Origin of the sequence: Lacticaseibacillus parakribbianus, assembly GCF_025490915.1 — a bacterium.
Lineage (GTDB): Bacteria > Bacillota > Bacilli > Lactobacillales > Lactobacillaceae > Lacticaseibacillus > Lacticaseibacillus parakribbianus.
On record NZ_JANQBA010000017.1, the window covers coordinates 1 to 12,270 of the forward strand.

Here is a 12,270-nt window from a genome sequence, read left to right on the forward strand (position 1 = left end):
GTTTTTTGACCTGTTATGGCGAGCATTCAGCAACCCATATGTTGTGGCAATGATGCTGGGATCAGCGTGGTCAGCGATCAATGACCCGACCACGGCTGGGGTATCGGATAGCATGCAGGCACTGACGTACACCGAGCCGAAGAGTGATAGGGGCTCGGCAGGCCCAATTGGTCCCGCTGGGCAACCCGGCGCAGATGGAGACGCTGCGAATGAGGAGGATACCAATGACAGTGAAGATTGACAAGAGTTTTGCCATCACCCCGGGAACCGCAAAGACCACAGGTCACATCATCGTGCTGCACGCGACCGCCGACTATGAAGCCACGGCCAAGCAGATGGCGACCTACGAGCACCGCGTCTGGCGGAGTGAAGAAACCTTCGTTCACTTCGGCGTCGACGACAAGGGCGCCTATCAGGTCGGCACTCCTGGGCTGGTTGCCTGGGGCGCTGGCAACGTCAACCGGTTGGCGCCCGTCCAGCTGGAATTGTGTCAGTTCAAGGACAGGGCGCGTGCATTGAAGGCGTACGCGAACTGGGTTGAATTGGCCGTCACCATGGCTAAGAAGTACGGCGTGCCTCTGACCCTGGATAGTACCGACAAGACAAACGGCATCAAGAGCCACTACTGGTGCTCGCGGACGTACGGCGGCAGTGACCACACCGACCCGTACGCGTATCTGCAGTCCATCGGCATCAGCAAGGCACAGCTTGCCAAGGACTTGAAGGCTGGGAAGGCGTCCGCGGCAGCGACCAGCAAAGCCAAGAAGACCACCAGCACGAAGCTCGCGGTAGACGGCGACTGGGGAGCGGCCACGACCAAGCGGCTGCAAGTGATCTACAAGACCACGGCCGACGGCATCGTGTCCGGCCAGTACCCGTGGGCGTGCTTCAAGGGTGCCGTGACCGGATTCAAGTACGAAAAGGTCAACCCGGCCGGCAGCCTGCTTATCGCCGCTATCCAGCGATCGATGGGCCTCAAGGATGACGGCCTGCTCGGGCCTGCCACCATCAAGGCCATGCAGAGCAAGGCTGGCACGCCGGTGGACGGGAGCATCTCCGTACACTCGCAGCTGGTCATATACATGCAACGGCAGCTCAACGCCGGGCGCAAGCCTTTCTAGCTCATCAATTTGGCTCACTCCTTCGGGGGTGGGCTTATTTTTTTTTGACCAAAATGGAAAAATACTTTCAAAATTTGTTGCAATTACTACTGATTTTGTGTATCGCGAAGCACCGAAAGCCCCGTCACCACGGCGGTTGCGCCGCCCGCATTTGCCCACAAATTGCCCACAAAACTTTTCAAAACATACAAATTCAAGCGAAAACAAAAACCCCGAAATGCCTTTATATCAGGCTTTACGGGGTTCAAACGAGTCTATAAAAATGCTATGAAAGGAGAGTACAGGATTTGAACCTGCGCGCCGGTATTACCGGTTCGACGGATTTCGAGTTGTAATCTGACGGTTTGAATGACGTCGGATTGTTGATTTAACGGCATTCTTGGTACGATTGAAACGGTTGAAATCGGCTGAATTTGGATGAAGTGGTACTGAATTGGCACGCCAATATACTTGGTTGGTCGTCACTAGTTGGCGGCCTTTTTGTATGGCTAAACATTATTATTCAGCAACAATCTTCAAATTGAAACGCAAATTGCAAGAACAAGTTAGCCACCCCATGGCACGACACCGTGAGATGAACTGTTATCTTTGATGAGTTGAGTTAGCTGGCTACGACTACCTTGGCAGCTCGTCGCTGAGCTCGGGCGCGCTCAGCGATGAAGACTTCCTCGGTCGTGCGATATTTGAGTTGGCGACGAGGGAGGCGGTTGAGCCGATCTTGAGTTTCGGCGACAGCTTGTGGGCTGACAGCGTCTAGGGATTCACCTTTGGGAAAGTCTCGCCGAACCATCTTATTGTGGACCTCGTTGGTGCCGCGCTCGCTGGAACGGTATGGATGCGCATAGTACACGGTGGCCACGCCATCGAGCACCGAGTCTAGGTCGGCAAACTCAGAGCCATTGTCGGCAGTAATTGTTTTAATGACGTCGCCGTACTCCGCAACGATACCGCGCATGGCGTAGTTTACGGAGTCGGCGTCGCGGCCATCAATCAGACGCATGAACTGGAAACGGGACTTGCGTTCGATGAACGTCATAATGACACTCTCTTGACCATCACGCTTACCCACCACTGTATCTAACTCGAAGTGGCCGAACTCACGGCGACTATCCACACGTTTGGGGCGCTCATCGATACTGCGTCCAGTAAGCAGGCGTTTATGCTTGGTGTTGGCCTTGTGCTTGATGTGGTGGCTGGTCTTCTCCAGCAGATCAATATTCTTGATCTCCAGGAGCTGAGCATCAATGTAGCTGTACAGCGTCGCCGTGCAAACCATCTCCTCGGGTCGATAGAGCTTCTTTTCCTTGGCTCGGCCAACCACGGCGTCTGGGGACCAGCCGTCTTGTTTGAAGTGTTCTGTGAAGTGAGCGATGAAGTCAGCGGCTTGGACGAGCTTGAGAGGTCTGTGGCATCGCCGCCGGTTCTCTTCGTAGCGAAGCTGGGCTGTCTCAGCGCTGTATTCAGTGCGATACACACGCTTGCCATTGATCTTCTGAACCTGATCGATCTGGCCTCGGTTTAGCTCGTTGGCGACGGTTTGCCGGCAGATACCAAGTATGCGTGCAATTTCTCGATTTGACTTCTCCTCTCCATGAAGTGCAGCGATTTTTCCACGTTCGAAAGCAGTCAGATGGTGACCTTTGGTGTGAGACATGATATTCTGTTCTTGCATCAAGACGATACCTCTTTCATTAATTGTGTAGGAACTTTAATGATAACAGGTCATATCGACTTGGTGTTTTTTGTTTTGTCTGAGTGCTAACGATAGTGGCTAACTTGATTGTAAAACGCGGGCAATAAAATCAATACCATCAATGCTTATCACCAAACGCAAAAAAATCACCTTCAAAAGAAGATGATCAATGAATGATAAAAAATATCGACTACTGCTTAATTAAAATAATAGCTGCATAATATGCCTAATAGTGTCACTTTCAAGAATGATCATGATGCCTAAACCAATATAAATAATGGCCATGATCCAATCACCAAAACGATCAAGAAAGTTCTTTACAAAATTCACTTGTGAGAACTTATCACCAAGGAAAACTAAAAAATAAATACAAATGGTAAAAACAAGCAGCGTTACGATTAGCTGTACCAGTGATAATGATACGAAGTAAGGAACAAAAAGGCCAATATTATCCGCACCACAAGAAGCTACCGTAATTAAAGCCACCGTTGCAATTAAATTCTTATTTTTACGCGCTTCAATTTTCTGATCAACTTCTGCGGCTTCATCTTCTTTGCTAAATATATATTTGATTCCAAAGGCAATGGGAATCAACCCTAAAAAACCTAGTAACCATTTGGCGGGTACGTAATGGAGAATAAATGCAAAAAACAAACTAATTCCAATGAGCGTATATGAGCCTAAGAACTGACCAATATAAATTTGTCGGCGATGCTTTGTTGAACGATATTTTGAAAAAAGTAACATTAAAATAACTAATAAGTCGATTGCAGTTGATGTATAAAGAATAATACTCGTTATAATTGTCCTGATCATTTTATTTTCCCCCACCAGCATTGATTTTTCCGGCATCTTCAGCTAAACACCATGCCCGTTCTAATAAAATTGCCGTACATTCATCAATGATCTGATATTCAATGAAGTTGCCATTACGCTTCGCTTTAACTATCTTTTGATCTACTAGACGTTGTAACTGGTTTGAGATGGCTTGGACCTTCATATTTAGTGATGTAGCAATCTCACTAACGGCCATATCTGGTTCACGCGTTAAGCAATGTAAAATTCTTAGCCGCGTATTATTTGCGAGTACTTTAAAAAGTAAAGCAATGTCAGCGGCTTGATTCTCATTTAACAATGCCCGATCAGCCAAATCTGGTTTACCCGGACAACAGTCTACTTGTATCATTAGATCACTCCTCGTTTATTAATCTATTACATTATATCATGTAATAGTGTTGTACCGCAAATTGCAAGAACAAGTTAGCCACCTGGCCCGATCCGGCGTATGAAAGCCTGTTATCTATGAAGTTGGTGAGTTAGTCGGCGTCGACGCTTTAGCCGCCCGGCGTCGGACCTGAGCGGATTCCGCCACGAATCGTTCTGTGGGGGTCTGGTACTTCAGGATGTGACGTGGGAGGTCGTTGATCTTACGTCCGGCCTCGGCCACCTCCTGAGGGCCTACGGTATCTAGAGACAGGCCCTTGGGGAAGTCCCGTCGCAGCATCCGGTTATGGGCTTCGTTGGTGCCGCGCTCGCTGGAGCGATAAGGATGGGCGTAGTATACGTCAGCGACTCCGTCGAGTACGAATGACAAGTCTGCGAACTCTGAACCGTTGTCCGCCGTGACGGTCTTGATGATGTCCCCGTGGTCCTTGACGATAGCGCGCATGGCATAGTTAACCGAGTCCGCATCACGACCATCAATCAGGCGCACGAACTGGAAGCGGGTTTTGCGCTCAATCAGTGTCATCAGTACACTCTCCTGGCCATTGCGCTTACCAACTATGGTGTCTAGCTCGAAATTGCCGAACTCTCTACGAGAGTCCACACGCTTTGGCCTGTCGTCAATACTGCGACCCGTCAGCATGCGTTGGAACTTGTGGTTGGCCTTATGCTTCACACGTCTACTAGGCTTCTCAAGCAGATCAATATTTCGCACCTCCAGTAGCTGAGCGTCGATATAGTTGTAAAGCGTCGCAGTACAAACCATTTCGTCGGGCAAATATAGCCCCTCTGCCCTAGCGCGGCCAACGGCCGCGTCAGGTGACCAGCTATCCTCTTGAAAGTGGCTTGTAAAGTAGGTAATGAAGTCCTGGACCTTCGAGAGCTTAAGCGGACGACGGCAGCGCTGGCGGTTTTCCTGATAACGTATCTGGGCAGTTTCAGGACTGTAAACACTATAGTAGTGCAGCTTGCCGTTGACCTTCTCGACCTGGTCAGTCTGCCCGCGAGCAATTTCGTTGGCGATGGTTTGGCGATTGATACCGAGGCGGTCGGCAATCTTTCGATTGGACTTTTCTTGCGCGTGGAGAACTGCGATTTCTCCACGCTCAGATGGGGTTAGGTGGTGACCTTTAACGTGAGGCGTGATAAGCTGGTCTTGCAGCAAGACATCCTTCTTTCATTGTTTGTATGGTAGCTTCAATGATAACAGGACTTTTGTCTTGGTGTTTTTTATCGTCTCAAATTTGAGGCGATGGTGGCTAACTTGATTCTAAAACGCGGGATTTCAATAATCAGCAGTTTTGGTAGTAGCGAGTCAATCCGTTTATCGTGTCCGTCAATTTTTACTCGCCATTCATATCCAGCACGACTAACAGAACGTGAGATTCCAAAAACCTCATAAAAATCGGCCATAAATTCACGATCATGCTGCCGTTCGGTCACATGTCCCTGTTCCACTAAGGGAAGCCAGTTCTTTTGAAACGTTAGTGCCCGCTGTAATAATGCATTCTTTTCCATTTTCCATACCCCAATACTCTGGTTTGATGTTGCTGATGAACTGTCTGCGCAAAAAAGCCAGCGAATGCTCAAGATGGTTTTACCATCTCTCCTAATCCCTGGCCTCAAGCGTCTGCCAAACAGGGACGCCGCAATCGTAAGTTTATGACGTTCCTCAATTGTCAAATCAAGTGCAACACTTTATAACCAATTCTTGTTAGTGGTATAGCTTATGCCATATTGGGGTAATAGTCGCAAGGACGCAACCAGCCCAGTGAGCGCCTTGGGCGATGATTCAACGCCGACTGTGCTGCCTGGATCTCATCAAGGGTTACGTTCTTGAATGACTTTCCTTTTGGGAAATACTCACGTAGAAGGCCATTAGCATTCTCATTTGATCCACGCTCCCAGGGTGAGTACGGATGAGCAAAGTAAATCTTTGTGCCAGTCACGCGAGCCAAAGCCGAGAACTCTGAACCATTGTCGAACGTAATGGTATCGAACTCCCTGGCCCCATAAGAATCGATTGTCTCCTGAAGCGCCCGACGGCAGGTCTCAGCGTGGTAGTCAGGTAGCTTAACGATTATCTCAGTACGGGAGGACCGCTCTGTCAACGTCATCAGTGCTGGTTCACTTTCAACTCGCTTTCCCTTGACCAGGTCGCCCTCCCAGTGGCCGACTCCTAGACGGTCGTCAACGGCCTTTGGCCGATTCTCAATCGACTCACCGAGCTTATGCTTGTTAGTGCGAGCGTGGCGCAATCCTGGTCGCTTGATGCGACGCCGTAACTTGACGGGTAAATCTAGGTTGGTGATTGGGAGCAGACCTGAGTCAATATACCGATAAACCGTCGGTGTTGAGGGACATCTCAAGCGCGGATAACGCATCTGGAAGTCATGTACGAAGCTATCAACGCTGTGAATGCGAGGGCGTTGTTTAAGACACTTGACCAGCGTTTTGAAGAAGTAGTCACATCGTTCTAGCAAGCCCTTCGCATGGCTGTTAAGGCGAACCTCTTCGTGCCTGCGTTGTGCCGCATCAGCAAAATAGGTTGGATGGATTTGGCGGTGAGAATCCATCTGATCAACACTTCCCCGCCGCACCTCGCGGCTGATTGTACTTCGACTGCGGTGCAAATCACTCGCGATGGCATTAAGCGTCTTACCCTGCGCATGCAGCACTTCAATTTGGCCTCTTTCAGCGGAAGTTAGTTGGTGATAAGAACGAGTGGTGGTACCCTGAGAGTGGGTCATGAAGATTCCTTCTTTCTTGTATTGTTTAGTCGCTAACAAGAATAGGTCTTCATGGCTTTTTTTTGCAAATTGGTCTACTTTATCAGGTGGTGCACTTCGATTTTAAACCGGGGAAGTTTATGACGTTGGTGCCGTCAATCAAATTAAGCTAGATTTTATGCCATGCTCGCTGGGCCAATCGTCAGGTTGAGCGGACGACCCAGCGCATTGGCAAGCTTGGTTAACGTATCGATGGAAGTGTTGTTACCATTTTCAATACGAACGATTGTTGTCTTAGGAACACCGGACTTGTCCGCCAGCTTCTGTTGGGATAAACCAGCTTCCTCGCGCGCTTCGAGCAGCGCCATTGCACTTGCCATTTTGTTTTTTTCTTCATTGTAGACTTCACGGTACGAGGAATCTTTCATCATTTCCGCGAAGTAGGCGTCGAGATCACCGGTGTGTTCCATCGTGAATTCGTGCATGTCTTTACTCATTTGTCGTCTTCCTCCTTGTAGGTTTGATAGAACTCAGCTCGTAGGTCGATTGCATGATCAATTTCTCGCTGTGGCGTCTTGTTTGTCTTCTTCGAGAAGCCGTGGGTGATGACATAATCACTGCCAAATACGTGAAAATACAAACCGCGCTGATAGGTTTTTCCTTGCCGCGAACGCAACTCATATAAATTGGTTGTGAGTTTCTTGACCAGCAACCGTTGAGCTGCTTCTTGTAAGCCGAGTTCTTCCGTAGTATGGATGGCTAACTGTAATTTTGCTCGTTCCTTGAGGGGCAGCGAATCAAGAAATTCAATGAATTCCATGTGGCCGTTCGGCCGCTTGTAAGGTCTAAACTTTGGCTTTTCCATAATTAGATTTTACCATATATTGAACCGATTAACAAATATGTGACCGCGTTATAGCAAATCAGATTATATACTGTAAATCTCAAGAGTGCTATTTTTGACTGTCGATGATCGATTCACGAGTTTCCTTTTCCATCTTGTCGAGGTACTCGGTCACATACCGCCGATCAAGTAAATGCGCGACATCACGGAAATGGTCATTGGTCCACATGTACATCTGAATGATTTGATCTAGAGTAGCACGCTCTAGCTTCTCATCTCCGGCTTTGCGGGCCAGTTCTGCCTCCGCAAACATCTTTTGAACCATTTCGACGTGATCGACCAAACCGTTAACGGAATGGTCTTGGTGTTCAAGCTTCTCTGACTGCCAGCTGCGCCAGTCGGCATCGTTGAGATACAAGTCGTTAGGCGTCACTTGCAACGCCTCACACAGCTGCATAATCGCTTTGGCAGACGGTGCCGAAATTGCCCGCTCAAACTTAGACACGCTTTGCTCAATGCTACCCATTGCATCAGCAAGGTCTTTTTGCGTCATGCCGCGTTCCATACGAATACGCTTAATATTTCTAGCGAGCTTCTTGTCGATACCTTCTTCACTTTTTCCGAACATGAGTTGATTTCTCCTTTTTGTAGCCTTACTTGAAGCTTAATGAAACCCATTGAAAGTGTCAAGGAATAATTAAACGAAACCTGTTTGTAACTTACCCAAAAAGGTTGATAAGTTTCTTGGAGGATGGTATGATTCAGCCATAGCAGATTATAAACCCATACCTGTTAAATTCAAACCAAAAGAGGTGATTATATGTTAGTCGATAAGAAGATGCTCATGCAGCTAGGATTTTCCGGTTACAAAGCCGGACAGATTATCCATCAATGCAAGCTGAACCTGGTTGCAGACGGTCATTGCTTCTATGCAAACCGCAAGTGCGGCCAAGTCCCACTCCACGCCATCGTCAGTCTGATAGGCTTCAATCCATTTGAAGATCTGGCAATGGTCACGTAACACCACGCCGCCGCGCGCGGCGTGCAGCGCGAAAGCCGCTAGCGCGAGCGGCGGCGGTCGGCGTTAGCCGGCCGCCCAAGCCCCCGTATTCTAACAGGGGGGCACAAAATGACAACAACAATCCGAAACGAGGCAGAAAACACAGGCGATTCACCGCTATGCACGGCAATCGGCTGTTCGCAGACGGCGAAATCAGAGCACACGAGGTGAGCAATGGACAAAACAATGATGAATGGCCGTGATCATACTGGACACGGCTGGTTGGTGGAATTTCGCCAACAGATGATTGATGCCGGTATCAGTCAAACGCAACTTGCGGCGCAATTAGGCATGACGCGCTCCTATGTCAATCGGCTGTTAAATGGACGCGCTACGTTAACCGAAGAAATGCAACGACGCCTAGGCCACGCGCTCCTTGGCCTGACCAATCGTGATTCGATGTTTATCTTAGTCGATTACGTGCGGGTGCGGTTCAATACGCAAGACGCCGAGTATGTGTTCAAGAAGCTGTTTCCAATGAACAGGGACTTCTTCTCCTTAACTGAAAAGGCATTTTATGGGTTCGACTACACGATTCAGCGTGGCGATATTTCAATCATGAGTACCCGCGTGGGCGGCCCGAATGCCTATCTGGGAACAATGATTGAGATGCATGGCTCTGGTTGCCGTCAACTAGAAGCAGTGCTTGTCCGAGATGGGCTGACTTGGTTCGACTTTTTTCAGGCCTGCGATGACCTAACTGGGATCTACAAACGGGTTGACTTCGCCATCAATGATACCGTCGGGATTATCGACATTCCCCACCTGATTCAAAAAGTCGAAAAAGAAGAACTAGTGAGCTTGTTCAAGAGTAAAGGCGCAATCGAAACCATTAAGAAAGGCCGCGTCGGAAAAACCGTTCAATTCGGTTCACCACAAAGTTTGGTGCAAATGATTGGCTATCAAAAGGACATCGAGCAATATTTCAAAAACAAAATCGACTATCCAGAGGATTCTCCAATCCTCAACCGGTTTGAAGTCCGACTTCGCGACCAGCGTGCTCAAAAAGCCATGAAGGAACTGCTGGCCTGCCAAGACGCCGAAACGGTCGTCTTCGGGATCATCAACCATTACTTGCGGGTCGTAACACCACAAGGCTCAAAGAAATTGGCCGATTGTCCGCTGGACCCAGATTGGCAAACTTTTATCGGTGACAACCGCAATCACTTGAAGCTCGCCATGCAGCCCGAACCGATCACGTTGGACAGCGTGCTAAACTGGTTGAAAAAACAGGTTGCGCCCAGTCTGAAAATGGTTCAGCAAGTCGATTCACTCAATGGCACCGATATGATTGCAGACATGATCAATGCAGCCGAATTTTCTCCGCAACAAAAAACATTACTCAAGGAGGTGCTCGAACAAGCGCAACATGACAACGAAAAAAAACAAAGCAACGAATGAACGTGATTGCACGCACCCGGTACTTTGCCCTAGACAAGCCAAGTATATCATGGTCAACGACCAAAGCAAGCGTGCCTTCAATTATTTGGAGGTATGAAATGAGTATTACCCAAGCACCTAATGGCACCTACGTTGTCAGTGTCTCCTTTGGCACTGATCCAGTCACTGGCAAGCGTCGCCGCAAGAAGAAGCAAGGCATTCATTCAATGGCGGCCGCCCGCAAAGTTGAAAAGGAGATGATGCGTACTAGCGTCGACCGGCTGTTCAATCAAGAAACCGTCACCTTCGACGAGTTGTTCGAGCGTTACGTGAACCGCGTGAAGATCCACATCAAGCCGTCCTACTTGCAGTCCCAGCGTGCCGTGTATAAGCGCTATATCCAGACGTTCTTCGTCAATGCAGATATTAAGCGCCTGACCAGCGAGCATATTCGCGACTTTCAAGAATGGCTCACCGAGGAACGCGATTTGAGCAATAACACCAACAACAAGACCTTGATTGAATTGAAACTGATTCTCGACATCGCAGTTGAGGAAAAAGTGATCGTCGAAAATCCTTGTATTGGCGTGAAGAAGCTTAAAATCGAACGCAAGAAAATGGAATTCTACACGCCAGATGAATTTCACGCGTTTACAAAGCTGATTCACCTGCCAGAAGAATTCGACTGGTACGTGTTATTCTCGTTGCTGTTCTTTTCTGGCCTGCGGGTCGGCGAACTTTGCGCGCTGGACTGGTCGGATCTCGACTTCAAACGCAAGGAACTGACTGTCAGCAAGTCCGTGTTTCGACGTGGCGGCGTGGATATCATCACCCCGCCGAAGTCCAAGGCTAGTAATCGCCGCATCAGCCTCAACCAAGGCATGATCGCCTTGCTCCTGCAGTGGCGTGAACAGCAACAGGAACTCTTTAAGCACGACTTAGCCCTCGACTGGAGCGAAGATACGCCGATGTTCCAAGCAACGCTGATACGCCGCAACAAGCACACGATCCGCATGCGCTATAAACGTATCTGCAAACGTGATCCCACGATGAAGCAGATTCGTATTCACGATTTCCGGCACTCGCACGTCGCCTTGCTGATTGATCAAGAAACAGAGTACACGATCATCAAGGAACGACTGGGGCATGCCAGCATCGTCACAACGATTGACACTTACGGGCATCTTTTCCCAAACAAGCAACGCGAAACTGCCGATGCCCTCGACAAATTCTTCTAAAAGAAAGGTCTAATCACATGAAATTCCGGACACGTTTACCGCCCAAACCGGCGGCCCGATTTTTTCAACTGGTACTGCACTGGTACTGGAAGGTCGATTTTGGTCCAAACAAGTGTTTGAAAGCAACAAAAAAACCGCAACCCAGAAAGGCTGCGGAACGCTGTTAAATCAACGTTTATTCAGGAGAGTACGAGATTCGAACTCGTGCGCCGGTATTAGCCGGTTCGACGGATTTCGAGTCCGTTGCATTACCACTCTGCCAACTCTCCGTAACAACGAATACCAGTATAGCAAATCTTGCGTTTTTTGCAAAGCGCCTTTCGCGATTTTATTTTTGCGCCGCGACTGAGTATACTGGAGGTATTCGAACTAGGGAGTGGAGACCGTGAGACGTTCCGTCGTCAAGATCTTGGCGCTGTTCAGCGTCGTGTACATGCTATTTGCGGCCGCGGTGCTGGTCGCGGCCGTCATTCAAACCTGGTCCGGGGGCCTCAGCCCCGCCGGAGTCGCCCGGCAGCTTCTGACCTGGGAGCCGCGGTGGTGGTGGCTGAGCCTGATTGGCGGCGCCTTGCACCTGCTGGGCTTTTTGCGGTCGCTGCGCCGGCCGCGGCTGATGGTGGGGAACACACTGTGCCTGTGGGCCTTCATCGCTTACGCGCTGGTCCCTAATTACACGTTAATCATTTTGGCGGTTCACGCCTTGGGGGTCGGCCTGATCATGGGCTACCGCTGGGCGCCGGGGCCGACCACTGAGGGGGAAAGTCGATGAGTTGGTTCAAGAAAAATAAGGCCAAAAAAGAGGAGCCCCCGGTTCAGTACGACTTCGCGCAGATGGTCAAGGCCGCCCGTGAGGATCACGGGCACTTCCAGCGCGTTCAAGACGCCTTCAAGGACCTGAAGAAGAAGACAAAACCGAAACCCTGATCCGTTAGGTCCCACCCAAGCGTTAGCTTGGGTGGGGCTTTTTGGTTGCCGGCGCAA

At 49.4% G+C, this 12,270-nt stretch carries 16 protein-coding genes and 1 tRNA gene; 7 read left to right on the forward strand and 10 right to left on the reverse strand.

Features of this window, described 5'->3' with window-relative positions:
- Window positions 1–241 (forward strand): phage holin family protein (locus NUH19_RS11700; RefSeq protein ID WP_262316740.1); only part of this gene is annotated, 241 nt, incomplete at its 5' end.
- Entirely contained in the window at window positions 225–1,121 is an 897-nt protein-coding gene (locus NUH19_RS11705; RefSeq protein WP_262316741.1) for an N-acetylmuramoyl-L-alanine amidase, read from the forward strand. The genes NUH19_RS11700 and NUH19_RS11705, both read left to right, overlap by 17 nt.
- A gap of 601 nt (window positions 1,122–1,722) precedes the next feature.
- Here the strand turns inward: NUH19_RS11705 and NUH19_RS11710 are convergent.
- The 9 genes from NUH19_RS11710 to NUH19_RS11750 all read right to left on the reverse strand — a co-directional run bounded on the left by NUH19_RS11710 (window position 1,723) and on the right by NUH19_RS11750 (window position 8,239).
- Window positions 1,723–2,793 carry an IS30 family transposase gene (locus tag NUH19_RS11710; RefSeq protein ID WP_262316797.1) on the reverse strand — a complete coding sequence of 357 codons (1,071 nt, stop codon included), beginning with the start codon at window positions 2,791–2,793 and terminating at the stop codon, window positions 1,723–1,725.
- Between the two features lie 222 nt (window positions 2,794–3,015).
- Entirely contained in the window at window positions 3,016–3,630 is a 615-nt protein-coding gene (locus NUH19_RS11715) for a CadD family cadmium resistance transporter (protein ID WP_262316742.1), read from the reverse strand.
- 1 nt (window position 3,631) lies between these two features.
- Window positions 3,632–4,000, reverse strand: coding sequence for an ArsR/SmtB family transcription factor (locus tag NUH19_RS11720; protein WP_003678450.1), 369 nt, complete (start codon window positions 3,998–4,000; stop codon window positions 3,632–3,634).
- Window positions 4,001–4,114: 114 nt separating this feature from the next.
- Window positions 4,115–5,200: an IS30 family transposase gene (locus NUH19_RS11725; RefSeq protein WP_155287937.1), complete on the reverse strand. Its 1,086-nt coding sequence runs from the start codon at window positions 5,198–5,200 to the stop codon at window positions 4,115–4,117.
- A gap of 68 nt (window positions 5,201–5,268) precedes the next feature.
- Complete coding sequence (locus NUH19_RS11730; protein WP_225047397.1) at window positions 5,269–5,556, reverse strand: hypothetical protein; 288 nt, start codon at window positions 5,554–5,556, stop codon at window positions 5,269–5,271.
- A gap of 209 nt (window positions 5,557–5,765) precedes the next feature.
- Window positions 5,766–6,788 (reverse strand): IS30 family transposase, encoded by a 1,023-nt coding sequence (locus tag NUH19_RS11735; protein ID WP_262316798.1) that lies wholly within the window; start codon window positions 6,786–6,788, stop codon window positions 5,766–5,768.
- Window positions 6,789–6,943: 155 nt separating this feature from the next.
- On the reverse strand, window positions 6,944–7,264 hold the full coding sequence (locus tag NUH19_RS11740) for a helix-turn-helix transcriptional regulator (RefSeq protein WP_021354119.1): 321 nt from the start codon (window positions 7,262–7,264) through the stop codon (window positions 6,944–6,946).
- Complete coding sequence (locus NUH19_RS11745; RefSeq protein ID WP_024129350.1) at window positions 7,261–7,632, reverse strand: type II toxin-antitoxin system RelE/ParE family toxin; 372 nt, start codon at window positions 7,630–7,632, stop codon at window positions 7,261–7,263. The genes NUH19_RS11740 and NUH19_RS11745 overlap by 4 nt, the downstream gene beginning before the upstream one ends.
- Before the next feature lie 88 nt (window positions 7,633–7,720).
- A complete protein-coding gene (locus tag NUH19_RS11750) occupies window positions 7,721–8,239 on the reverse strand; it encodes a helix-turn-helix domain-containing protein (RefSeq protein WP_021354117.1) in 519 nt (172 codons plus the stop codon).
- Between the two features lie 192 nt (window positions 8,240–8,431).
- Here NUH19_RS11750 and NUH19_RS11755 point away from each other — a divergent pair, with 192 nt between their 5' ends.
- The 3 genes from NUH19_RS11755 to NUH19_RS11765 all read left to right on the forward strand — a co-directional run bounded on the left by NUH19_RS11755 (window position 8,432) and on the right by NUH19_RS11765 (window position 11,289).
- On the forward strand, window positions 8,432–8,632 hold the full coding sequence (locus tag NUH19_RS11755; protein WP_253613428.1) for a DUF3173 family protein: 201 nt from the start codon (window positions 8,432–8,434) through the stop codon (window positions 8,630–8,632).
- Between the two features lie 213 nt (window positions 8,633–8,845).
- Window positions 8,846–10,072 carry a replication initiation factor domain-containing protein gene (locus tag NUH19_RS11760; RefSeq protein ID WP_253613429.1) on the forward strand — a complete coding sequence of 409 codons (1,227 nt, stop codon included), beginning with the start codon at window positions 8,846–8,848 and terminating at the stop codon, window positions 10,070–10,072.
- A 98-nt stretch (window positions 10,073–10,170) separates the two neighbouring features.
- The gene (locus NUH19_RS11765) at window positions 10,171–11,289 is read left to right on the forward strand and encodes a tyrosine-type recombinase/integrase (protein ID WP_253613430.1); all 1,119 of its coding nucleotides are present in this window, start codon (window positions 10,171–10,173) and stop codon (window positions 11,287–11,289) included.
- 181 nt (window positions 11,290–11,470) lie between these two features.
- On the opposite strand, the gene NUH19_RS11770 is transcribed toward NUH19_RS11765, so the two are convergent.
- A tRNA-Ser gene (locus NUH19_RS11770) sits at window positions 11,471–11,558 on the reverse strand.
- A 116-nt stretch (window positions 11,559–11,674) separates the two neighbouring features.
- Between NUH19_RS11770 and NUH19_RS11775 the strand changes: the two genes are divergently transcribed.
- On the forward strand, window positions 11,675–12,058 hold the full coding sequence (locus NUH19_RS11775) for a hypothetical protein (RefSeq protein ID WP_262316744.1): 384 nt from the start codon (window positions 11,675–11,677) through the stop codon (window positions 12,056–12,058).
- On the forward strand, window positions 12,055–12,213 hold the full coding sequence (locus NUH19_RS11780) for a hypothetical protein (RefSeq protein ID WP_262316745.1): 159 nt from the start codon (window positions 12,055–12,057) through the stop codon (window positions 12,211–12,213). Before NUH19_RS11775 ends, NUH19_RS11780 begins: the two co-directional genes overlap by 4 nt.
- Window positions 12,214–12,270 lie beyond the last annotated feature (57 nt).